Origin of the sequence: Colwellia psychrerythraea (assembly GCF_000764225.1) — a bacterium.
GTDB lineage: Bacteria > Pseudomonadota > Gammaproteobacteria > Enterobacterales > Alteromonadaceae > Colwellia > Colwellia psychrerythraea_D.
The window spans coordinates 517,410-543,304 of the sequence record NZ_JQED01000005.1; the positions used below are offsets into that span (position 1 = coordinate 517,410).

A 25,895-nucleotide genomic window follows, 5' to 3' on the forward strand; every position below is an offset into this window, starting at 1 on the left:
AAGCGCCTTATTATTGAAAATTTATTCTCATGAAATTTGAACCATTAATTAATCTGATTGGTATAAATCATCTTGGAGTATTTCGTGAACAAAAGCCTTATCACTAACCTTATTGCATTAACTTGTACAATAGGGGGCTATGTTAGCGAGCATCATATACTTTTCACCTTAGGCATTTTTGCCTTATCTGGTGCAATCACTAACTGGCTTGCAGTCTATATGTTATTTGAAAAGGTGCCTTTATTGTACGGCTCAGGTGTCATTCCTGCACGCTTTGAAGAGTTCAAAATTGCAATTCGTCAATTGATGATGGAGCAGTTTTTTACTGAGCAAAACATTGACCGATTTCTTTCTGACAGTTCGGGCAAAGCCAGTACCATTGATTTAACCCCTGTAATCGAGAGGATTGACCTATCCCCTGCCTTTGACAGTTTAGTTGCTGTCATTGAAAGTTCTTCATTTGGTAGCATGCTTGCTATGGTCGGTGGTAGCGAAGCTTTGCAACCTATGAGAGAGCCATTCATTGATAAAATGAAAGTTTCAATTCAAGATATCGCACAAAGTGAACAATTTAACACCTTATTACGTGAAGAATTAGAACAACCAGATATCATTTCCGGCATGCGAGATAAAGTAAGTGATATTATTGAAAAACGCCTTAATGAGTTAACCCCACAATTGGTGAAAGAAATCGTGCAAAAGATGATAAAAAAACACCTAGGTTGGCTCGTTGTTTGGGGTGGTATCTTTGGCGGTGTTATCGGCGTGATTGCTGCAATTACCAATAATTTCTAGTTAGTTTTATCAGCAATAAAATCGCTAATTCAATAAATAATTTTTCACTTATAAAATAATGAGCAACATCCGCACAAATTAATCTTACTTTTGTCACTATATGGTACAAAAATGACTTTAATTACGCCCTAACTTTACGTTATGCTTGAATGATTAAAAATTAGAGGGTTTGAGCTCATAAGCGCGATGATGCCTTATGGACATAACTCTCTTCAAACCATAAGGTAAACTTCTGTCATGTTTGGTAGTTTAAAGGCTTTGCCTGCCGATCCAATTCTTGGATTATTGGCTAAATATAAAAAAGATAACAACCCAAATAAAATTGATCTAGGTGTTGGCGTATTCAAAAACGAAGCAGGCCATACTGCGGTTTTAGATTGTGTGAAAAAAGCTGAACAACATCGTACCAATACTGAAGATAGTAAAGTTTACATTGGCCCAACAGGCTCACCTGTTTTCAATGACGAAATGGCTAAGCTTATTTTTGGCGCTGAGCATAAAGTATTAAATGAAAATCGTGCTCGCACCATTTCAACCCCTGGTGGTACTGGCGCTTTACGTGTAGCTGCAGAATTTATTAAATCTTGTAAAGCAGGCGCAACTATTTGGGTTAGTAACCCAACATGGGCAAACCACACAGGTTTATTTGCAGCCGCGGGCTTAAATGTTAAAACCTATCCTTATTACGATTATGAAAACAAAAGCTTAGACTTTGACGGTATGTTAAATACCCTCAAAGAAGTTAGCAGTGACGATGTTGTGTTATTACACGCTTGTTGTCATAACCCAAGTGGTATGGATTTAAGCAACGAGCAGTGGCAACAAGTTGCTGATGTTGCTAAAAATGTTGGTTTTACACCATTAATTGACATGGCTTATCAAGGTTTTGGCGCAGGTTTAGACGAAGATGCATACGGTTTACGTCTGATGGCTGAAACAGTCAAAGAAATGATTGTTTGTAGCTCATGTTCTAAAAACTTTGGTTTATACCGAGAACGTATTGGTGCTTGTACCATTATTGGTGAATCAAGCATTGCTGTGGATATTGCTAACTCTGTTTTACTTTACGTTGTACGCGTTATCTACTCTATGCCACCAGCACATGGTGCCGCTATAGTTGAAACTATCTTAAGCTCAGATGAGCTACGCAATGAGTGGTACGCTGAATTGAAAGAAATGCGTGATCGCATCAATGGCAACCGTACCTTAATTGTTGATAAGCTTATTGAAAATGGCGTTACACGTGACTTTAGCTTTATCAGTCGTCAAAAGGGTATGTTCTCTTTCTTAGGTCTTACGCCTGAGCAAGTTCAACAACTACAAGATGAATACAGCATTTATTTAGTCGGTTCTAGCCGTATGAGTATTGCTGGCATTGCCAATAGCAATGTTGATTACTTAGCAGAATCGATTGCTAAAGTGCTTTAGTACATTTTTAAAACCCATGCAGTTGCATGGTAAAAATCTGGCTGAGCTTTTTTTATTCTAATAGAGTAAAATAAGGTTCAGCCTTTTTTATTGGCTGTAATTTACTCCCAAGTTGGCTGATTAATGATTCCTCTTGGTACAACTTAATATGTGATTCAAGGAAACCCCTGTGATTGTTCCCGGTAATTTATTTATTCTTTCGGCGCCAAGTGGTGCAGGAAAATCAAGCCTTATCAATGCATTGCTAAAAACAGATAACCCAGCTTCTACACGAGCCATGCAGGTATCTATTTCTCATACCACCCGAGATGCCCGTCCAGGTGAAAATAATGGCGAACATTATCACTTTGTCAGCGTTGCTGAATTTAAAAAACAAATTAGCCTTAACGCTTTTTATGAATATGCAGAGGTCTTTGGTAACTATTACGGCACATCAGAAGCTGCGATTGATGCACAGCTTGCACAAGGTATTGATGTTTTTCTTGATATTGATTGGCAAGGCGCTCAACAAGTTCGGATGAAAAAGCCAGGCGTGACAACTATCTTTATTAGTCCCCCTTCTCGAGAAGAGTTGGAAAAACGCCTAAGAGGTCGTGGTCAAGACAGCGATGAAGTAATTGCTAGCCGCATGGCACAAGCACAAGCTGAATGTTCACATTATAATGAATTTGACTACGTCATTGTTAATGACGATTTCGATCAAGCATTGCTCGATCTTACTACTGTCGTCAATAATCAGCGCCTTAAATGTCGTCAACAAAGCATCGCGCAGCAAAGCTTATTTAGCAAATTACTGAACATTGAGACAGTAGAGCCGACAGAATAGGCAAAAATCTCTCTTGTTGTATAGGGTATCGCTTGCTTAATTAATGAGTGAGCAGTAAACTACGCAGCTATTTTATAAGTTATTTTATTAGTTGGAGTGCCCAGATGGCTCGCGTAACTGTTGAAGATGCCGTAGATAAAGTCGGCAATCGTTTTGATTTGGTGCTAGTTGCATCACGTCGTGCTCGTCAAATTGCAACGGGTGGAAAAGATCCATTGGTTGAAGTCGAAAATGACAAACCAACGGTAATTGCTTTGCGTGAAATCGAAGCTGGCTTAATTACTACAGACATTATGAATACTTCTGATCGTCAACAACAAATTCAGCAAGATACTGCTGAATTAGATGCTGTTGCAGCGATTGTTGGTGGTCAACAAGACGAATTAAGCTAATATAGATTCTTCTATTTTAAGAAGATATTCATGTAAGCTCTTAAAAGCGCGTGCCTCATTCTGCCTGATATCAGAAAATAGGTTACGCGTTTTTTTATTGCTTAAGTTTAATTTTTCCTTGTAAATAGAACCTAACGCCGCGTATTCTAGTGATAGCCTTCCCTCTAGCCCTTTTAATGCTTTCTGAAGCGTGCGTTTCGAGGTAATATTAGCAACATACTAGGGTATATACTCAAATTACCCCCACTTCCCCCTTCAATTTGGAGTTTTAGGTGTACTTATTTGAACCTTTAAAAGAACTTAGCTCTACTTATCTATCAAAAGTACAAATTGATTTACTCAAACACGCCTATATTGTTGCGCGTGATGCTCATGATGGTCAAATGCGATCTAGTGGAGATCCCTATATAACTCACCCAGTTGCTGTCGCCATTAACTTAGCTCAGATGAACTTAGACCATGAAACACTCATGGCCGCATTACTGCATGATGTTATTGAAGATACCGAAGTTACAAAAGACGAATTAGCTGAACTTTTTGGTCATACCGTCGCAGAGCTCGTTGAAGGCGTCAGTAAGCTCGACAAGCTAAAATTTGATAATAAAGAAGAAATGCAAGCAGAGAACTTTCGTAAGATGGTACTTGCTATGGTGCAAGATATTCGCGTTATTTTAATTAAACTTGCTGATCGTACGCATAACATGCGTACTTTAGGGGCACTGCGACCAGATAAGCGTCGTCGAATTGCCCGCGAAACATTAGAGATTTATGCGCCGATAGCTAATCGATTAGGTATTCATGATATAAAAAATGAATTAGAGTTACTCGGCTTTGAAGCACTCTATCCTATGCGCTCACGTGCACTAAAATCTGCCGTACAAAGTGCTCGAGGTAATCGTAAAGCGATTATTGATAACATTGAAAAAGAAATTGCCGCGCGCCTGGCCGAAAGCGGCATTGATGCGCAAATCATGGGCAGAGAAAAGCACCTCTACTCCATTTATCGTAAAATGCTTAATAAAGAATTAATGTTCAATGAAGTGATGGATATCTACGCTTTCCGCGTTATTGTGCATGATAAAATAGATAACTGTTACCGTGCTTTAGGCGCTATGCACAATCTCTATAAACCGATTGAAACGCGTTTTAAAGATTACATCGCAATCCCAAAAACCAATGGTTATCAATCATTACATACCTCGTTAATCGGTCCTCATGGTATTCCAGTTGAAATTCAAATTCGTACCCATGATATGGACCAAATGGCTGATAAAGGTGTTGCTGCTCATTGGTTATACAAACAAGATGGCGATAATACTGGCACTACGGCACAAATGAAAGCCCGCCGTTGGATGCAAAGTTTATTAGAGCTACAGCAAAGTGCAGGTAGCTCTTTTGAGTTTATTGAAAACGTAAAGTCTGATTTATTTCCTGAAGAGATTTATGTATTCACCCCTGACGGTCGAATTATTGAGCTGCCAATGGGGGCAACGGCAATTGATTTTGCTTATGCGGTGCACACTGATGTGGGTAATTCTTGTGTGGGTGTAAAAGTAGACCGTAAACCATTCCCGATGAGTCGACCTATTGACTCAGGCCAAACTATTGAAGTGATCACCTCAGCCTCAGCAAGACCAAATGCTACCTGGCTAAACTTCGTTGTTACCGCTAAAGCGCGCTTACAAATCAGAACGTATTTAAGAAGCTGTGAAAAAAATGAATCTCACGCGTTAGGTTTACGTTTATTAAGTCACGCGCTTGGTAAAACTAAACTTGAAGATTTGGCAAAAGAAAAAATCGATGAAGTTGTGCAAAAAAGTGGCAATGGTACTTTTGAAGAGTTATTGACCAACATAGGGTTAGGGAATGCCCTTAGTATCGGTATTGCTAGACAACTCACCGACGGTTTTACTGAAGATAACGAACCTACCACAAGTACTAAGGCCAAAATGCCTATCAAGGGTACTGAAGGTATGCTAGTGAGTTATGGTAAGTGTTGTCGCCCTATCCCAGGTGATGCCATTTTAGCTTATCTAAGCCCTGGTAAAGGTTTAATGGTACACCAACAAGGTTGTCGAAATATTAAAGGTCACGACCAAGGCAGCTTGTTCCCGGTAAAATGGGACAGGGATATCGATAAAGAGTTTATCGCTAAGTTACGGGTAGAAATCATTAACCATCAAGGCGCATTAGCATTATTAACTAACGCTGTAGCAAAATGTGGTTCTAATGTTCACAACTTAAATTCTGGTGAAAAAGAAGCTGGTTTATACGTTATAGATATGGAAATTACTTGTCGAGATCGTATTCATTTAGCAGATATTATTAGAAAAATTAAAGTCATGATTGATGTTCAACGCGTCATTCGAAACAAATAACAATTATTGCAGTAGTCCTCAAGGGCTCTTTAAAGATTACGACTAAAGGAAAAATTATGAAAAGCATTATCAGCACAGACAAAGCACCTAGCGCCATTGGCCCATATAGCCAAGCAGTAAAAGTAAATAATACAGTTTATTTATCAGGCCAAATTCCACTGGTTGCTGAAACAATGACGGTTGTTGAAGGTGGTTTTGCTGAGCAAGCAGAACAAGTATTTAAAAACCTAGTTGCAGTTTGTGAAGCAGCGGGTGGTAGCATTAACGATATGGTGAAAGTGAATATCTTTTTAACAGATTTGAGTAACTTCGCCACTGTTAACGATATTATGAGTCGTTATTTTAGCCAGCCTTACCCAGCAAGAGCGGCAATTCAGGTATCTAAATTACCTAAAGATGTTGAAATTGAAATTGACGGTGTTATGGAACTTCCTAGCGTTAACTAATGTATACCCATGTTACTTCAAAATGCCAAATTCAGCTGGAATTAGAAACGCCTTTAGGTGAGGCAGTGATTGAAGAGAATAGTTATTCTATTGTCGAAATCAATAACGTAGCATAAAGCGTTTCTAAACCAGCCCTGCGGGGATACCTGAGCAAAGCACGTTCATCGTTGCCACTCTTTTTAAGGGAACAACCCTTAATAAAAAGAGCCGCCTTGAACATGAGTCGCTCAGATATCCTGAAACTCGCATCTTGATGTATCAAGGGTATTGGCTTTATTAATACTATTTATAATCTTCTCTTAGCTTTATTAAAGGCCTAAGATTAATTATTTCAAAGATTAGCTTTTTACTTTTACAGAATTAACCAAAATGACTCCAGAAAGATTAGAACGCATTAATACCATGTTAGATACTCGCCAGCCAGACTTAACCGTTTGCATGGAAGGTGTCCACAAAACCCATAACTTAGCGGCAGTAGTTCGAACCTGTGATGCTATCGGTGTTAGTGACGTACATGCCGTTTGGAAAAGTGAAGAAGCAGAAGTACGTGGTGGTAGTGCTGCTGGAAGTCAAAACTGGATTGACGTGCATAGTCACCATAAAACAGCCGATGCCATTGCTGCATTAAAAGCCCAAGGCATGCAAGTTCTGGTGACTAATTTATCAGAAACTGCCGTTGATTTTAGAGAAATAGATTACACCCTTCCAACGGCTATTATTTTAGGCCAAGAAAAGTTTGGCGCATCTGATGTTGCGCTAGAGCTTGCTGATCAAGATATTGTTATTCCTATGGTTGGCATGGTGCAATCATTAAATGTGTCTGTTGCTTGCTCTGTCGTGCTTTATGAAGCACAACGTCAGCGTGTTGCAGCAGGTATGTATAATAAACCTCGCCTAAGTCATGAACGTCGTCAACGTACTTTGTTTGAAGGTGGTCATCCTATCTTTGCAGAGGCCTGCCAACGCAAGGGGTTACCTTACCCAGAGATTGATGAGGCAGGTCAAATTGTTGCTAATGAAGAGTGGTGGCAAAAAATGCAAATGAATAAAAGTGCATGGCAACACATTGATGACTAAGCACTAGGAACTGCTATATGGCACTGGAAGCATTAAGTCGATTATCACAAGTTCCCCTGAGTACCCTCAAGGGTGTCGGACCTAGTTTAGCGGATAAACTAGAGAAAATTGGCTTAATATCAGTACAAGATATGCTTTTTCATCTGCCTTTACGCTACGAAGATAAAACACGAGTTACCACTGTACGTGACTTATTAGTGGGTACTTCAACCAATATTATTGGTGAAATAACTGATAACCAAATCACTCACGGAAAACGCCGAATGTTGGTGGTTACTCTCCATGATGGTACTGGTAGTATCCAATTGTGCTTTTTCAGCTTCTCTGCCAGTCAAAAAAATAGCTTAGCTGTTGGCAAAACCATTCGCTGCTATGGTGAAGTAAAACGTGGGCCACGTGGTTACCAAATTGTTCACCCAGAGTATAAATCCCTTGATAATGATATCGCATTAACAGCCGTTGAAGATACATTAACACCTGTTTATCCTAGTACCGATGGCCTGAGGCAAGTATCTCTTCGTAGCTTAACCGAGCAGTCCTTAATTCGATTACAGCGAGGGCAAGTAGAGGAGTTATTACCAGGGGATATTTTCAACGAGCAATATTCTTTGAGTGAAGCGTTAACTATTATTCATCGGCCGCCACCCGACGTATCAGTTGAACAATTAGAACAAGGCCGTCATCCTGCTCAACAAAGATTAATTAAAGAAGAGTTACTTGCTCACAATTTAAGCATGCTTAAACTCAGACAAAACAGTGATGTGCATGATGCAGTATCACTATTGGGTGATGATAAAATTAATCAAAATTTCTTAGCTTCATTACCTTTCTCCCCCACGAATGCCCAAGCGCGCGTAGTCGATGAAATAAAAACTGATTTAGCAAAAGCCCAACCCATGATGCGTTTAGTTCAGGGCGATGTCGGCTCAGGAAAAACCTTAGTGGCAGCGCTGGCCGCTTTAACCGCCATTAGTCAGGGTTACCAAGTCGCATTGATGGCACCAACTGAGATTTTAGCCGAGCAGCATGCTATTAATTTTGCTAACTGGTTTGAACCACTTGATATTAATGTTGGCTGGCTCGCAGGTAAAACCAAAGCAAAAGCTAAACGACTCGCCCTTGAGCATATCGAAAGTGGTGAAATGCAAATGGTGATCGGCACACATGCCCTCTTTCAAGACGATGTGATCTTTAAAAACCTCGTCTTAGTGGTTATTGATGAACAGCATAAGTTTGGTGTGCATCAACGTCTGACATTACGTGAAAAAGGAATTTTCGAGAACAAATACCCTCATCAATTGATCATGACGGCAACCCCTATTCCGCGTACCTTAGCCATGACTGCTTATGCTGATTTAGATACCTCCGTTATTGACGAACTTCCTCCGGGTCGCACCCCAATAAATACGGTGGCTTTACCCGACTTACGCCGCGGAGATGTTATTGAACGGATACGCCAGGGTTGTGTCAACGATGGTCGACAAGCCTACTGGGTTTGCACCTTAATTGAAGAATCTGAAGTATTACAATGCCAAGCGGCTGAGGACACTGCGCTGTTATTGCAAGAGCAATTACCCGAATTAAAAGTGGGTTTAGTGCATGGCAGAATGAAGGCCATTGAAAAGCAGGAAATTATGGACTCTTTCAAAGCAGGTGATTTACACCTACTCATTGCCACCACGGTAATTGAAGTGGGTGTGGATGTGCCTAATTCCAGTTTAATGGTTATCGAAAATCCAGAGCGTTTAGGCTTAGCGCAACTGCATCAATTACGTGGCCGAGTTGGTCGTGGCTCTGTCGCCTCTTTTTGCGTGTTATTGTATAAAGCGCCTTTGTCAAAAACAGCGACTAAGCGCTTAGCCGTGTTACGTGAGAGTAATGATGGTTTTGTCATTGCAGAAAAGGATCTTGAAATCCGTGGCGCCGGAGAATTGCTCGGTACCCGACAAACAGGGCTTGCACTGCTGAAAATTGCAGATCTAGTACGAGATGGTTACCTAATACCCGAAATAAAACAGCAGGCATACTTATTATCGCGCCAGCAACCTGAATGTGCCCAAGCGCTAATACAGCGATGGTTGGGCAACAAAGAACGCTACACTAACGCTTAAGAAAAGCACATAAGACAAAAACGATAAACATAAAAAAACCACTCAACGCGTAAGCGTTTAGTGGTTTCTCTTTGCGGATATTCAGCGACTAGCTCAGGTCACCAAGAAAATTAGTGCGCTTCATCCCAATTATCACCACTACCTGCCTCAGCAATTAACGGCACACTGAGCTCTACGGCATTATTCATTAACGTGACTAACTTCTGCGTGCTTTCTTCAACGATATCTTGATGAATTTCAAAGATAAGTTCATCGTGAACCTGCATGGTCATTTTAATGCGATCATCATTTTGTTCAAGTAACCACTGGTCTACCGCTAACATGGCCTTTTTAATTATATCTGCAGCGGTACCTTGCATTGGCGCATTGATTGCTGCCCGTTCAGCAGCTTTTTTACGCATACCATTTTTAGCATTAATATCAGGTAGATATAATCGACGTCCGAACAAGGTTTCAACAAAACCCTGCTCACTCGCTTGTTGACGAGTGTCTTCCATATACGTTAATACCCCAGGGTAACGTTGAAAATACTTATCTTGATACTCTTGCGCTTGTTGGCGACCAATATGGAGTTGTTTGGCTAAACCAAATGCAGACATGCCGTAAATTAAACCAAAATTAATGGCCTTTGCACTGCGGCGCTGATCGGTAGTAACGTCATCAAGTTCAACGGCAAAAATTTCTGCTGCTGTTGCTCGATGGATATCTTTCCCTTCGCTAAAGGCGGTAACTAAGCCTTTATCATTCGACAGATGCGCCATGATACGTAATTCAATTTGAGAATAATCTATCGCAACTATTTTGTGATCTTTAGGTGCAATAAAGGCCTGACGAATTTTCCGTCCTTGCTCACTGCGAATTGGTATGTTCTGTAGGTTCGGATCGGTTGAAGATAAACGCCCAGTTGCCGTAACCGCTTGGTGGTAAGATGTATGTAAACGATTAGTTTTATCACTAACCATGAGAGGCAGCTTGTCAGTATAGGTCGACTTTAGTTTACTTAATCCTCGGTTTTCTAAAATAATCTTAGGTAAAGGGTAATCAAGTGCTAATTCCTGAAGCACCTCCTCTGCCGTAGACGGTGCACCTTTTGGTGTCTTTTTGATGACCGGGATTTTTAACTCTTCAAAAAGAATTTGCTGTAACTGCTTTGGTGATGACAGGTTAAAGCTTTTACCTGCTAAATTATGTGCTTCAATTTCTAGCTCAGCTAAGCGTTGTCCTATACTTAAACTCTGATCGGCTAAAATATCACTGTCAATCAATACACCTGTTTGCTCCATACGAGCCAGAACAGGTAAAAGCGGCATTTCAATGTCATTGAAAACACTTAACTGTGTGCTTGATTGCGCTAACGCAGGGAAAATAGCCTGATGTAATCGCAAGGTAATATCCGCATCTTCTGCGGCATAATGACCTGCTTTCTCAATATCAATTTGGTTAAAAGTCAGCTGTTTAGCACCTTTACCAGCAATATCTTCGAAATGCACGGTTTTATAATCAAGGTACTTCAGTGCTAATGCATCCATATTATGGCGAGTCGCCACACTGTTATAACAATAAGACTCAATCATGGTATCAAATTCAATGCCTTGCAAGGCAATATCATACTGGCTCAGTACATTAGTATCATACTTAAGATTTTGTCCAATTTTTTTAATCTTAGTGCTTTCAAGTAACGGTTTTAATTGTGCTAACACCCAGTCTTTATCGAGCTGTTCTGGGGCATCTTCATAATCATGGGTTAAAGGCACATAAGCTGCTTTTCCAAGTTCTATAGCAAACGACAAACCGACTAATTCAGCCTTCATATAATCAACACTAGTCGTTTCAGTATCGAAAGCAAATACTTCACTTTCTTGTAACTTTTTAAGCCACTGTTCAAAAAGTGATTTATCTAAAATAATATCATACTGGCTTTTTTCAACGTCAACCGCTGCAATAACCGCTGCTTGTTCATTTTCTGAGTTACCAGATGCAGAGGTTTTGCTATTCGTGCTACTTATTTCATTCCCACCATTAGTTAAATCGGCTAATAAGCGCTTTAATTCAAATTTTTGATACAGTTCAGTCAATGCTGGAATATCAGGCGCTTTCGGGCCCAATTCCGCGGCAGATTGCTCTAATTCAACATCACATTTAATGGTAGCTAATCGATAAGACAATGGTAACTGCTCTAAAGCATCTCGAAGATTCTCACCAATTTTACCCTTCACTTTATCTGCATTGGCGATAACCTGATCTAATGTGCCGTGTTCAGTTAACCACTTAACGGCGGTTTTAGGTCCGCACTTTACCACGCCAGGGATGTTATCAACTTTGTCGCCCATCAAAGCAAGGTAATCAATAATTTGGTCTGGTCGAACGCCAAATTTTTCACTAACCCCTGCAACATCCATTTCTACATCTGTCATGGTATTAATCAAACGAACATGCTCAGTCACTAACTGCGCCATATCTTTATCGCCCGTCGAAATAACAGTTTCGATACCTAGTTCATCCGCTTGCTTTGCCAAGGTACCAATAACATCATCCGCCTCAACGCCGGGAGTTACTATAAGGGGTAAGCCCATAGCAGTAATAATTTCATGCAAAGGAGCAATTTGACTACGTAAATCATCAGGCATGGGGGGGCGATTTGCTTTGTACTCAGGGTACATATCATTACGAAAGGTTTTCCCTTTAGCATCGAAAATAGCGATTATATTGCCAGTAGGGTAGTCTTTTTTCAGACTTCTCAACATGTTCAGTACACCAGTGATAGCACCGGTCGGTTGACCATCTGCAGTTGAAAGTGCTTGCAAATAGGGTACGTGATAGGCTCGAAATAAATACGATGAACCATCGACCAAAATTAAGGGAGATTTTGTGTTATCAGAGTCTTGAGTGGTTGCAGAAGTTGTCATATGAAATACGCGAAGCGACTAAATTAAGCTAAAGATGGCTAAGCATGCCACAAAGCGCAAGTAGGCTCCACTTTATCAGTACGCTTTCTTATTGCTGCTTGTGGATAACCTTGTGATCAAGTACGAAAAACAGCCAGAATTTTGCAGGTAGCAAATCTAGCTTTGTAGTTGTAGTTATTTGGATTCATTAAGAAAAAGCATGATATCTTTGCTTTTAAACTTGCAATGTTTTTATTTTAGTTATTTGTGGATAAATTTATTACCCAGCTATACCGCAGCTGTATAAAAAATCAACTAAAGAAAATATCGAGGTAAGAGATTATCAGAATTTGGCGTGATTACCAGCGCATTATTAAACTTTTTTTACCGATTTTTGACACTTTTAAATAACAAAAAAACATAAGCGAGTAAGGGCAATAGCTAGCAAGAGATCCACCAGTTGAGGAATTATTTCGACGGTGAAAATAATTATTTTCCGATGACAAAATAGATTTCGTTTCCCCTATTATCCTAAGAAAAGAGTGCATCAATATTTTTATCAAAACGACTTGCTCAAAGTTTAATTTAATAATAAGAAGTATTCTTATTTAGCTAGATTAGTATTTTTGTTATATTTATTTCTGAAATATCATATGGCCGTGTCATTTTCCGGTTCTTATACTAAATAAAGTGATTCAATATTATTAGTGTTAACTCGAATCATTGACAGTAAACTGGCCTCAAGCTATTTTTGGTTCTACCTAACCTTATTTAATTAAAGATTAACGAGCACTATTATGAAAAATTTTATTCAACTATCACTACTTACTTTGGCATTAAGCTCTGCATTACTAACCTCGAATCTAGTCAATGCTAATAATATGCCGCAATCAGAATCTCCAGCGAATGCCTCGGTGTATATTATTTCTCCCGCTGATGGTGCAACAGTAAAGGAAACATTTACGGTCACCTTTGGCTTAAAAGATATGGGTGTGTCTCCAGCGGGTATCGAGAAAAAACATACTGGCCATCATCATTTATTAATCGATAAAGACACACTTCCTGCCTTTGATATGCCTATGGGTGGCGATGTTCAGCACTTTGGCGGTGGACAAACACAAACAACGTTAACTTTGCCTAAAGGGCAGCATACATTACAACTTATTTTAGGTGATCATCATCATATTCCGCATAAACCTGCCGTTATTTCAAAAAAAATAACGATTACTGTAAAGTAGCATGCCACTTCGATTCGGTTGCTAATCTAACTGAAGGGTAGTTTTATCAGGATTTGCTAACATAGTAACTGTACGTATTGTTTATTACTGTTTACTTGCTAACAAGAAGTATGCAGTATATGCGCCTTGTAAACTTGCACCATGGAGTTTCCTAACAACGAATAACTTAAATAAGCAAACTCAGTATAATAAATAAGTTATTTGATAGAAAAAACAAAAGATTTAATAATATGTGTGACTCAGTATTAATAAAGGATTATCAATGAATTATATGCTATTGATTGCAACTCTGCTTCTCAACTTGCTTGTTTCTTCATGCGCAAGTATCACCAAACCACAACAAGATAAAGCTATTAATCAAGTATCTGAAGTTCCAATAAACTACAGTCTCTTTCCTAATATAGAAAACGAACAGTTAATTTCAGAAGATGTATTTTTTCTAACGCCGGCACAACAAAAAGAATTTCTTATCGCGGTTGATCAACATATTGCAAACGGCTTGGCCCCGCACAAGGCATTAAGTGAAGTGTTAGCAGAAAGATTAGCTAACTTCACCTACTACGGTGAAACTTATGATGCAACGACTGCGATTAGTTTAAACAAAGGTAACTGCATGAGCTTAGCGATTTTGACAACGGCTTACGCAAAATTACTAGGCCTTGATTTTTCGTATCGAAAAGTAAGCACTCTACCTGTATTTACTAAAAAAGATGATGTTATTTTGTCATCTTCACATGTACAAACAATAGTTTACGATCCCACTTTTATTAAAGATAAAAGTATATTATATCTATCAAGCCCTGCAGTAGTTATTGATTATTTCCCCAGTAAAAACCATCGCTCAGGTAGAAAATTTTCATTAGAAACCTTCCTCGCTATGTATTACAAAAATATTGCTGCCGATGCCTTAGCAGATAAAAATTTAAATAAATCATTCTTATATGCAAATAAGGCTTATCAATTAGATACTGAAAATATTGAAACAATTAACCTGTTAGCTGTTATTCACCGACGCTCAGGCGATCTACAAACAGCAGAGGCAATATATAAAACAGGCATGGACAAAGGACAAATTAATATAGCGCTATTAAGTAATTATATTATGTTACTTAAGTCTCAGCAGCGTATGGGTGAAGTTAACACCTTGCAAGAAAAACTAAACCAACTGGATGACCCCGATCCTTATCAATGGTTAGGAGAGGCTTATACTGCAAAAAGTATTGGCAACATGAAACAAGCAGAAATTTACTTTAAGAAAGCTTTGGAAAAAGCACCATACCTCAACCAAGCATATATGGGGCTTTACAAAATTTATGTCCAACAAAATAAACTAAGAAAGGCCCAAACAATGCTAGTGAAAGCATTAGAGTGGACCTATGAACTGGATGAAAGAAAACTATACAAATATAAGCTGTATAATATTAAACACCACATAGCCGCCAACCATTAACGGCATAATCATCAGCCTGTAATCTTGCCGCTAAAGTGTCACAAACTCTTCTGCCGACGTGGGATGAATAGCAATGGTATTATCAAAGTCGGCTTTTGTTGCACCCATTTTCATTGCCACAGCAAACCCTTGCAATAACTCATCACTACCAAAACCAATGCTATGTAAACCAACAACCTTCTCTGCACTACCAGCACAAATTAACTTCATTCGTGTAGGATCGCGATGCTCTTCTGTGATAGCTTGATAAAGAGCCGTGAATTGTGATTTATAAACGGTAATATTGTCCTCACCGTATTGTGCAATGGCTTCCTCTTCAGTTAAGCCAACAGTACCAATGACAGGATGGCTAAAGACAACGGTAGCAATGCCTGAGTAATCTAAATGCTCTTCTGGTTTATTATTAAATAGACGTTCACATAAACGACGACCTGCAGCAACAGCAACAGGCGTTAATTGTGCGCGGCCTGTGTTATCACCTACGGCATATATGCCGTCAACATTGGTATTTTGATACTTATCTGTTTCGATAAAACCGCGATCATTGGTAACAACACCCGTGGCAGCCAGGTTAATATTATCTGTCGCTGGCTCTCGACCAATTGCCCAGACCAAGGTGTCAACGGGTCCAATGCTTTTGCCATTAGTTAGATGAACAATTAATGTGCCGTCTACTAATTTTTCAATACGCTCTGGCGTACTATGATTATGTAATGTCGGACCATGTTTTGCCATTTGCTCAACTAAGGTATCACTCAGCATGTTATCAAAACCGCGCAAAGGTTTTTCTTTACGCACTAGTAAGTGAGATTTTGTACCTAAAGCATGAAAAACACCTGCTAATTCAACCGCGATATAACCAGCGCCAACGACAGCAACACTCTTTGGTTGCTCCGTTAAAGCAAAGAAACCATCAGAATCGATACCGTATTCGGCACCTTCAATATTAGGAAGCGTAGGGCGTCCGCCCGTAGCAATGGTAATATGATCAGCAGTGATTAACTCACCATTTACTTCAACGGTATTTTTATCAACAAATTTAGCAAAACCATCAATAACCGTTACTTCATTAGCATCAAAACCACGCTGATAAGCCGCATGTATACGTTCAATATAGGCTTCTCGGTTTGCAACTAATTTTGCCCAATCAAACTGAGGGCTGCCTTGAGATAAATATTGTGCAAAACCATAATCACTCGCATATTTCAATGCATCAGATATCTGTCCGGCATACCACATTGCTTTTTTAGGTACACAACCAACATTTACGCATGTACCACCAATATATTTGGCCTCAATAACAGCTGCTTTTTTACCTAATTTTGCCGCACGGTTAGCTGATGCTATACCACCACTTCCACCGCCAATAGCAAGATAATCAAAATGTTGTGTCATAGTTTCACTCATTAGTTAATGTATTGTTTACAGCCATGATACTTCAAAATTCGAGTTCATGGGTATAAATAGAATGTGGGCGCAAATGACACTTTATTCAAGTATCACAAATAATATTAATAACATTTTCAGGAATTAGCGCCTGCATTTATTGGATTAGCTACTAGATGGAACATATTCAGTTTTATCTATCAACAGGTTTTCCATAATTATCTTAGCAGGCCTTGGTTTACTATATAAATACCCTTGAATATAATGACATTGCTTTGCCACTAAGTAATTCAATTGGCCAGCCGTCTCAACACCTTCTGCAATACAATGCAGGTTAAGTCTTTTAGCTAAAACGAGCGTTGTATCAACAATTGCCTCATCGGCTTCATTGATGCCAATACCAGAAACAAAACTGCGATCTATTTTAATAATATCTAGCGGTAATTTTTTTAAATAGGACAATGATGAAAATCCCGTGCCAAAATCATCGAGCGCTAAGGTAATACCTAACGAAGATAACTTACGCATGGTGGTGATGGCATTTTCAGGTTGTAAAATGAGCGAACTCTCTGTGATTTCAAAACGTAATATAGCAGCAGGTAATTGATAGCGCGCCAATAATTTACTTATGAAAGAGACTATATCTGCTTCAACAAAATGTTGTACTGATAAGTTTATTGATACATAAAAGTCAGGTCTTATAGTGTGCCATTCTTTTAGATCTTTACATACTCGCTCAAGTGCCATCTCTGTCATCTTGATAATTAGATTTAGCTCTTCAGCTATTGCAATAAAATCGTTAGGAGGTACTAAATCCGTAGGCGTTTGCCAACGCATCAACATCTCAACGCCCACCGCTTTACCGGAATAAGCATCAATAATGGGCTGGTAGTGGTTAATAAATTCGTCATTTTTCACCGCTAATTTTAATGCTGACTCCAGATTCAAACGCTCCATGGCTTCAACATTCATTTGTGCTGTATAAAATTTAAAATTACCTTTACCAGCCTGTTTCGCATGGTACATAGCAACATCTGCATGGCGTAAAAGTTCGTCTGAGTTAATACCGTCATTTGGGTATAAAGCAATACCAACACTTGCACCAACACTGACTACATTTCCGTCTAAATCAATAGACTGACCGATAGTATCAATAACTTTTTCTGCTATCCGCCCTAATTTGTTTTCATTTGCAAAACTCTCTAGTAATACAACAAATTCGTCACCGCCAATACGTGCTACCGTATCATCAATACGTAATGCGCTCTTTAAGCGTTTAGTGATTTCTTGTAACAGTAAATCACCAAATTCATGCCCTAAGGAATCATTAACTTGTTTAAATCGGTCAAGATCAATAAAAAATACCGCTATCGAGGTATCTCGTCGATTGGAAAAGTCGATGGCATGTTTAATACGTTCAAGCAATAACGTACGATTAGGTAACCCGGTTAAGTGATCATAATTGGCTAACAACCGCAGTTCACTCTCTGCACTTTTCTGCGCACTAATATCCGTTAAAACAAATAAATAATGAAGAGCATTTGTGACAGAACTGAGCCCTACCGTGACATTGATAATAACGTGGTACTCATCCTTGTTAGCGGTCACGATCAACTCTTCCCCACGCCAATGTTCTCCTTCTTTTAACGACAGCATTAATTTACGATAAAAAATTCGCCGCTTCTGACTGACGCCTAAGAGCTTGTCACTAAAATCAAACTCTTCTTCAGGCCAGTCAAAAACAGCGCGCATTGACTGGTTAGCGGTAATCCTAGATATTTTTTCATCAATAATAAAAACCCAATCCTGAGTTTGTTGGAACGCATCACCATAATACTGTGCACGCTCTTCATTAGCGCGAGATTCGGTAATATTAGTATAAGATCCTGTCACCCTGACAGGCTTATTATTGGTGTCTACTGCAACAATTTTCCCTAAATCTTTATACCAGAACCACTGACCATCTGATGTTTTTAAACGATAAGTGCAAGAAAAATTATCTTTCAAATTGGCACTATTAATGAATAACTGCCAGCAATGAATAAAATTATCATAGTCTTCAGGGTGAATAAGCGCTGTATGCTCTTCTAAACTATAAAATAGTGCTTTTTCTCGGTAACCTAAATCTAAAGCAATACGTTTACCAAACATTAAATTTTCATCGGCCTGCCAATCCCATACTTCACTATTACTTCCCGTTAAGGCTAGTTGTAGGCGATTTTCTCGATATTTCACTTTCTCATGAATATCTAGTAACTCTTGCTGCTGAGTTTTACGATAACGATACCAAATCACCATCATTACCATTAGAGCGAGAAAGTACAATAATATCGCTAGTGGCGATCCCCAGGGAGGAAAGGCTACATTGAACTTAATGTTTACGGGCGATGAATATTCTCCGGTATAAGGAGATTTAGCTTGAATAGATAAGGTATGCTTACCTGAGGCGAGGCTTGGAAAGGTGACATGAGCTTCCCTACTTGCTGGGAAGTCAATAGTATCTTGTCCCGTTAAGCGATATTGATAGGTGATACTTTTCTCATTGCCATACGAGAAAGTAGAAAAATCAATACGGATTCCAACATCATCATGGTTAAGATTAATAACAGCATTATTTTCAATAACTAAGGGTAGGCTTAAATCTCGTGATAACACGCCTACAGCAGTTACGTTAACTTGAACATTTTCATTATGGTGTATTTCTTTCAGTTGTAAGGGATCAAAAATACTAATTCCCTCCATAGAACCATAAACAAATGAACCCTCGGCAAGTGATGCATATGCTCTAGCATTAAACTCAGTGGCGCCAAGGCCATTTTTACGAGTGAAATGATTTATATGTTGATTATCTGAGTCCAACATAAATATACCATTATGGCTAGAAAACCATATATCGCCAGAATCATCTGCCATGACACCATAAACATTATTTTCAATAATAGAGTTAGCTTTATGGTAAAAATATCTCTCTTTAAAATCAGGTAACGTTAAACCTATTAGACCTTTGCCACTGTAGCTCAACCAAAGTACTTGATTATTGCCAATGACCCAATTATCTATATAAACATTTTCACCCGCTAATACCCCTCCCAATTGATAAAGTTGTAAAAACTCTCGTGTATTGGCATTGAACCCCCATAGACCATCATTACTGGTGAGTAAAAACCAATGACTATTTGGTAATGAACCCAAGAAATATAATAAACGCTCAGGAGGAAACTGTGCGGTAATTTCATCCAGCGTATCAATTTGATACGTGGTTAGATTAATTTTAAAAAGGCCTTTTTCATTGGTTAACCATAGGAAATCCCCTTCCTTTAAGATATCAAATTGCTCTACTGCCAGCAGTTGATTAATTTCATCATTAAAAGGTAGAGGTATAATTTTGGCTTGTTTTTTATCAAATAACAGTACACCTTGGGCAGTAGAAACCAATAGCAGCTCTGGTGATAAAGTTAGCAATTTATGTATATGACTAGTCGTATAGATATTCTTAGAATCATCATTCACTAAAAGGGGGGTTACTCTTTGCTTAGCTAGATCAATTAAATTCAAACCATTTGAAGTCGCGACCCAAAGCAAATCCTTATTCACACTGTCTGGTAAAGCATGCCAAACTTCGTTATAACTCAAACTCGCAGGATTATTTTTTTTATAACTATAGTTTTTAACTAATTCTTTTTGAGGATCCCATTGGTAAGCTCCTACCGTATTTGAGCCAAGCCAGAAAATTCCACGGTTATCTTTAATCAGTGTTTTTATATTATCATCAGTAATATCATTAAAATAATCGCTAAAGCCAAACAGAAACTCACTATCGTTATTTGTTGTATTAATGGCGTATAAGCCTTTATCAGAGGCTACGTATAGTATTTCTCCATCAAGTAATGTCTGCCAGGGCGCCATATTTTCTATAAGTTGTTGGTAGCTTGATAATTGCGACTCTCCCTTGATATATGCCTTAATCTGCGCGACATTTATAGCAAAAAAACCATCGAAAGAGCCTAAATATAGGGTTTGGTTCTTGTCCGCATGTACGGTATATATATTATTAAATTCTTCTACATTCGAATGTTTGCTAAACTCAGTTGAGATTTTCGGTAACTTTCTCCAGAGCTTCCTCTCAATATCATAGGCAAACACGCCTATCTGAGAACTTATATACATGACACCATCATTCAATGCCATTTTATATAACCTGGAGTCCCCTGCAAATTCTGCCTCTAAATCTATTACTTGCTGATATTCTCCAGTAATTTGATTATAAACACCGAGTGTTTTTGAGGTTAACACCCAAATTTTATTATCATAATCATTAATTAAGTCAGTGATGTAATAATCAAAACCTTGTGTAATTTTTATTGGAATATGCTGGTATATATCTGTTTTGGGGTTATAACTGTATAGTTGTCGACCATCAACATTTAACCAAATCAAACCATTTTTATCTTCTAACAGATTGTATATAGCAACATTTTCAAAGCTATGTTTTGGTCCTGGCAGTTGCCTGACTTTATTGCCATCATAAATATTGACACCGTTTTCAGTGGCTAGCCAAATAAAACCGGTTTTGTCTTGTATAATCGAAGTAACGCTACCTTGCGATAAACCATCCTCAACAGATAGAAGTTCAAGGGAAAGGTTTTCTATTGCAGCATAACTTTTATGTGCGACTAAACCGCCAATAAAAATAACGCCTAAAAAAATGCTTAACGGTAATCGACAGGAAAGAAGTAATCTCTTAAGCATCATCACTCAACAACAGAATTAATTATCAGATTTTATAATGGTCACATAAAGTATAGTTTACGATGGCGTTGTGCAAACAAAAAACAATAAAAACATAAATGCTAACAAGCGGTTTACTTACGCTATACAATAAAATCACACTAATGAGTCATTGAGTAGAATGTAAACAGTGTGCTTTGATAACATCCTAGGATGAATATTTTATAACTATTGTTTTAATAACCTTGAATAAAGCCTACCTAGGTCTTACATCTCTTATAACATAAACTAATTTGTAAGCATTATGACCAATCCATTATTAGTACCTAGCGAATTACCTGCCTTTTCAAAAATTAAGCCTGAACATGTAAAACCTGCTGTTGAGCAATCCATTAGTGATTGTAAAAAAGTTATTGAGCAAGTTCTCACTAATAATGATGCCTTTACATGGGAGAATTTAGTACAACCTATTGATGAAGTGGATGATGTATTATCTAAACTTTGGTCGCCGGTTTCCCATATGAACTCAGTGATGAGTAGCGATGAGTTGCGTGATGCATATGAATCTTGCCTTCCCCTTTTATCTGAATATGGCACCTTTGTTGGTCAACATGAAGGTTTATATCAAGCCTACCTCAGCGTTAAAAACAGTCAACAATTCAACCAGCTTAATGTAGCGCAACAAAAAGTGATCACCAATGCCCTTCGCGATTTTAAACTATCAGGTATTGCTTTAAATAATGACGATAAGAAACGTTATGGTGAAATAGCAACCCGGTTATCGGAACTAAGTTCTAGTTTTAGCAATAACGTGCTCGATGCTACCCACGCTTTTAGTGTAACCATAGCCGATGCAAAAGAACTGACTGGCTTGCCTGATAGTGCTTTAGCGGCAGCAAAAGAACTCGCCACGGCAAAAGAGCAACAGGGCTTTACCTTTACTCTTGATATTCCAAGTTACCTGCCTGTAATGATGTATTGTGATAATGCAGATTTGCGAGAACAACTTTATACCGCATTTGTTACCCGCGCCTCAGATCAAGGGCCTAATGCAAATGAATTTGATAATAGCGCCATCATGGATGAGCTACTCAGTTTACGACATGAATTAGCTAACTTGCTTGATTTTGATAACTATGCCCAACACTCATTAGCCACTAAAATGGCAAAGAATACCAGTGAAGTAATGGCATTTCTTGAAAATTTAGCCATTAAATCACAATCCCAAGGTAAAAAAGATTTTAAAGAGTTAAACGACTTTGCGGCAAGTGAGTTTAACCAAGATAACCTACAGGCTTGGGATTTAGCGTATTACAGTGAAAAGTTAAAACAGAGTCGTTACGCTATTTCAGATGAACAATTACGCCCATACTTCCCTAAAGATAAAGTTGTTTCTGGTTTATTCGAAGTCGTTCATAAGCTTTTCGGCTTATCCATCAAACATCGAGAAGGCGTTGATGTTTGGCATGACGACGTTAACTTTTATGATGTCTTTGATAAAGTGGGTGAAAAGCGAGGCAGTTTTTACCTTGATCTATATGCCCGCGAGAAAAAACGTGGTGGTGCTTGGATGGATGACTGCGTTGGCAGAAGTCAGTTATCCGACGGCTCTATTCAATATCCAGTCGCCTATTTAACCTGCAACTTTAACGGGCCCGTAGGTAACCAACCAGCATTATTTACTCACGATGAAGTCGTTACCCTATTCCATGAGTTTGGTCATGGTATTCATCACATGTTAAGCCAAATAAACGCCAGCAGTGTTGCGGGCATTAATGGCGTTCCTTGGGATGCAGTAGAGCTTCCTAGTCAATTCCTAGAAAACTGGTGCTGGCAACCAGAAGCGCTTGCCTTTATTTCAAGCCATTTTGAAACGGGTAAGCCACTCCCTCAAGAAATGTTAACTAAAATGCTAGCGGCAAAAAATTTCCAATCGGCGATGCAAATGTTACGTCAGATTGAGTTCAGCATCTTTGATTTCACTATGCATGAAAGCTTTGATCCAAAAGCATCTAACAATGAGAAACATATTCAACAAGTGCTCGATAATGTTAGACATAAGTATGCTGTTGTAACTGCACCTGAATTTAATCGCTTTCAACATGGCTTTAGCCATATTTTTGGTGGTGGCTATTCAGCTGGCTACTATAGCTACAAGTGGGCAGAAGTATTATCAGCTGATGCATTCGGTTTATTTGAAGAACATGGTATTTTCGATGAAAAAACGGGTCAGTCATTTTTAACTAATATTTTAGAAAAAGGCGGCAGCGAAGAACCAAGTGAGTTATTTAAAAAATTCAGAGGCAGAGCACCAGAAATTGATGCGTTATTGCGTCACTCTGGCATCGAAGCTTAACTGAGTAAATTAGCCGTATGACACACGAATCATTTAAAGCATTATACCAGCGTGCCGCCGATCGAAAAGGCGGCAAACCGACACTTGAATTATTGCTAGGTAAAAGAATACTGGGAAAAAAATTACTTGATGATAACGCCGCAGAGCAAAGTATTATTCAACTCACGGATGACAGAGTGTTAGCAGCTTTTACCAAACAGATTTTTAAGTCTGGTTTTGTTTGGCGAGTTGTTGAGAATAAATGGCCTGACTTTGAGGAGCATTTTTTTAATTTTAATATCGAAAAAATGCTCATGATGCCTGAGGAAATGTTGGAACGAAAAGCGGCAGATCCCAAAATCATTCGTAATTACAATAAAGTCAAAACGATTAAAGCTAATGCACAAATGATTTTTGATGTCACATTAGACAAAAATATTAGCTTTGCACAGTTTATAAATGACTGGCCAAGTGAAGATATCATTGGCTTATGGGCTTATTTAAAAAAACATGGTCAACGCTTAGGTGGCAATACGGGCCCATACGCGCTTAGATTATTAGGCAAGGATACGTTTATCTTAAGCAGCGATGTTGAGGCTTATTTAAGAACACAGCAAGTCATTGACGGTGGTCTGCAAAGTAAAAAAAGCTTAACAGCTATACAGGCGTATTTTAACAAGTTGCAAAGAGAGAGTGGCTATAGCTTGACCCAGTTAAGCCGTCTCATTGCTTTTGCGAGTGGTGATAATTATGTGCAGATTGAGGGTTAAGTTATAAAGCATAGAGACAATACCAATAGAAAAGATTAACATATTACAAATCTGTAAATAGCATTAATGGAAGATAGCTGTGTTATTCAATTCTGCTGAATTTATTTTTCTATTCTTACCAATTAGTTTATTGCTGTTTTTTTATCTCGCTAAACGCAGGGGTAATGAGGCAGCAATAGCAGGTCTAGTTGCTTCTTCATTGTTCTTTTATGGCTGGTGGAACCCTAGTTATTTAATATTATTGTCAACTTCAATGGTACTCAACTACCAACTAGGTAAACACTTAGGTAGAAACAATAAGAAAAAATTACTTTTTGTGGGTATTTTCCTTAATTTAGCCGCAATCGCTTATTTTAAATATGCTGGCTTTATTGTTTTTAACTTAAATATCATCACTGGAGAAAATTGGGATCTCGGCAATATAATCCTACCTTTAGCTATTTCATTTTTTACTTTTCAACAAATAGCGTACTTAGTAGATTCATATAAAGGTATCACTAAAGAGTATAGTTTTCTGCATTACGCTTTATTTGTGTCATTCTTTCCGCAGTTAATTGCAGGACCAATTGTCCACCACAAAGATATGCTGCCACAATTTTCTAACATTGAACGATACCAAGTAAACAGTACCAACTTCAAAATTGGCTTAAGCATTTTTGCTATTGGTTTATTCAAAAAAACAGTATTAGCCGACGGCATTGCTATGTACGCCAATCCAATTTTTACGCTTGCAGATACAGGGGGCAACGTTGACCTATTTATGGCCTGGGGTGGCACATTAGCTTACACTTTTCAGCTATATTTTGATTTCTCTGGTTATTCTGACATGGCAATAGGTATTGCCCGTCTTTTTGGTATTATATTACCCCTTAATTTTTACTCTCCTTACAAAGCAGCCAATATTTCAGAATTCTGGCGCCGCTGGCATATTACCCTATCTCACTTTTTACGCGATTATGTTTATATTGCTTTAGGCGGCAATCGCAGCGGTAAAATTAAACGTTACAGTAACTTGTTTATTACTATGTTGCTTGGTGGTTTATGGCATGGTGCAGGTTGGAACTTTATTATTTGGGGAGCTTTGCACGGTAGCTATTTGATGATTAACCTTGGTTGGCAAGCGATGAAGCTCAAGTATTCTTTATTTATCACTGAAAGTAAGCTTTATATTTTTAGTGCTTGGCTGATTACATTTATTGCCGTTGTTATAGGTTGGGTCTTTTTTAGAGCCGTTACTTTGGATGGCGCACTGATCATAATTAAAGGTATGGTAGGCTTAAATGGTATTGAAATACCCAATGCCATTCTTGCCCGTACAGGCTCATTTGGCAGTTTTTTGCAGGCGCTTGGAGTAACCCCATCAAATGGAGGAAAAACATTTGTTATGACTTGGTTATGGAATTTTACTCTCTTAATCTTTGTCTTAACACTACCAAATATTCAAGATTTATTTTTCAAAAATAAAGGTACGTTGAATAAGTTTAACTATGAAAATCAAAGTGCTTTTTGGCCTATCAGACAGCTAATATTAGGGTTCTCGTGGACAGACACGCGTCGCTGGGCATTATTTTCAGGCGCTTGCTTAGCGTTAGGTATGTTAACTCTTTCTCAAGTTAGTGAATTCTTATACTTCCAATTTTAGGTCTTACT

At 38.5% G+C, this 25,895-nt stretch carries 16 protein-coding genes; 13 read left to right on the forward strand and 3 right to left on the reverse strand.

Annotated elements, in window-relative coordinates; translation table 11 throughout:
• The first annotated feature begins 84 nt into the window (after positions 1-84).
• The 8 genes from ND2E_RS16955 to recG all read left to right on the forward strand — a co-directional run bounded on the left by ND2E_RS16955 (position 85) and on the right by recG (position 9,453).
• A complete protein-coding gene (locus ND2E_RS16955; protein WP_033092597.1) occupies positions 85-795 on the forward strand; it encodes a hypothetical protein in 711 nt (236 codons plus the stop codon).
• A gap of 237 nt (positions 796-1,032) precedes the next feature.
• The gene (locus ND2E_RS16950) at positions 1,033-2,223 is read left to right on the forward strand and encodes an amino acid aminotransferase (protein WP_033092598.1); all 1,191 of its coding nucleotides are present in this window, start codon (positions 1,033-1,035) and stop codon (positions 2,221-2,223) included.
• A 169-nt stretch (positions 2,224-2,392) separates the two neighbouring features.
• Positions 2,393-3,049 carry a guanylate kinase gene (gene gmk / locus ND2E_RS16945; protein WP_223303535.1) on the forward strand — a complete coding sequence of 219 codons (657 nt, stop codon included), beginning with the start codon at positions 2,393-2,395 and terminating at the stop codon, positions 3,047-3,049.
• A gap of 104 nt (positions 3,050-3,153) precedes the next feature.
• Complete coding sequence (gene rpoZ, locus ND2E_RS16940; RefSeq protein WP_033092599.1) at positions 3,154-3,441, forward strand: DNA-directed RNA polymerase subunit omega; 288 nt, start codon at positions 3,154-3,156, stop codon at positions 3,439-3,441.
• A gap of 272 nt (positions 3,442-3,713) precedes the next feature.
• A complete protein-coding gene (gene spoT, locus ND2E_RS16935) occupies positions 3,714-5,819 on the forward strand; it encodes a bifunctional GTP diphosphokinase/guanosine-3',5'-bis pyrophosphate 3'-pyrophosphohydrolase (RefSeq protein WP_033092600.1) in 2,106 nt (701 codons plus the stop codon).
• 53 nt (positions 5,820-5,872) lie between these two features.
• Entirely contained in the window at positions 5,873-6,265 is a 393-nt protein-coding gene (locus ND2E_RS16930) for a RidA family protein (protein ID WP_190277802.1), read from the forward strand.
• 369 nt (positions 6,266-6,634) lie between these two features.
• On the forward strand, positions 6,635-7,342 hold the full coding sequence (trmH, locus tag ND2E_RS16925; protein WP_033092602.1) for a tRNA (guanosine(18)-2'-O)-methyltransferase TrmH: 708 nt from the start codon (positions 6,635-6,637) through the stop codon (positions 7,340-7,342).
• 17 nt (positions 7,343-7,359) lie between these two features.
• On the forward strand, positions 7,360-9,453 hold the full coding sequence (recG, locus tag ND2E_RS16920) for an ATP-dependent DNA helicase RecG (protein WP_033092603.1): 2,094 nt from the start codon (positions 7,360-7,362) through the stop codon (positions 9,451-9,453).
• A 110-nt stretch (positions 9,454-9,563) separates the two neighbouring features.
• On the opposite strand, the gene polA is transcribed toward recG, so the two are convergent.
• Positions 9,564-12,359 carry a DNA polymerase I gene (gene polA / locus ND2E_RS16915; RefSeq protein WP_033092604.1) on the reverse strand — a complete coding sequence of 932 codons (2,796 nt, stop codon included), beginning with the start codon at positions 12,357-12,359 and terminating at the stop codon, positions 9,564-9,566.
• Between the two features lie 776 nt (positions 12,360-13,135).
• Here polA and ND2E_RS16910 point away from each other — a divergent pair.
• Complete coding sequence (locus ND2E_RS16910) at positions 13,136-13,576, forward strand: DUF4399 domain-containing protein (protein ID WP_081961966.1); 441 nt, start codon at positions 13,136-13,138, stop codon at positions 13,574-13,576.
• A 262-nt stretch (positions 13,577-13,838) separates the two neighbouring features.
• Positions 13,839-15,026 carry a tetratricopeptide repeat protein gene (locus ND2E_RS16905; RefSeq protein ID WP_033092605.1) on the forward strand — a complete coding sequence of 396 codons (1,188 nt, stop codon included), beginning with the start codon at positions 13,839-13,841 and terminating at the stop codon, positions 15,024-15,026.
• Positions 15,027-15,056: 30 nt separating this feature from the next.
• On the opposite strand, the gene gorA is transcribed toward ND2E_RS16905, so the two are convergent.
• Together gorA and ND2E_RS16895 are read right to left on the reverse strand one after the other, a co-directional pair.
• On the reverse strand, positions 15,057-16,421 hold the full coding sequence (gene gorA / locus ND2E_RS16900; protein WP_033092606.1) for a glutathione-disulfide reductase: 1,365 nt from the start codon (positions 16,419-16,421) through the stop codon (positions 15,057-15,059).
• Between the two features lie 156 nt (positions 16,422-16,577).
• Positions 16,578-21,164 carry an EAL domain-containing protein gene (locus ND2E_RS16895; protein ID WP_223303536.1) on the reverse strand — a complete coding sequence of 1,529 codons (4,587 nt, stop codon included), beginning with the start codon at positions 21,162-21,164 and terminating at the stop codon, positions 16,578-16,580.
• Positions 21,165-21,444: 280 nt separating this feature from the next.
• Here ND2E_RS16895 and prlC point away from each other — a divergent pair, with 280 nt between their 5' ends.
• The 3 genes from prlC to ND2E_RS16880 all read left to right on the forward strand — a co-directional run bounded on the left by prlC (position 21,445) and on the right by ND2E_RS16880 (position 25,887).
• Complete coding sequence (gene prlC, locus ND2E_RS16890) at positions 21,445-23,496, forward strand: oligopeptidase A (RefSeq protein ID WP_033092608.1); 2,052 nt, start codon at positions 21,445-21,447, stop codon at positions 23,494-23,496.
• A gap of 17 nt (positions 23,497-23,513) precedes the next feature.
• Positions 23,514-24,245: a DNA-3-methyladenine glycosylase I gene (locus ND2E_RS16885; RefSeq protein ID WP_033092609.1), complete on the forward strand. Its 732-nt coding sequence runs from the start codon at positions 23,514-23,516 to the stop codon at positions 24,243-24,245.
• A 79-nt stretch (positions 24,246-24,324) separates the two neighbouring features.
• Entirely contained in the window at positions 24,325-25,887 is a 1,563-nt protein-coding gene (locus tag ND2E_RS16880; protein WP_033092610.1) for an MBOAT family O-acyltransferase, read from the forward strand.
• Positions 25,888-25,895 lie beyond the last annotated feature (8 nt).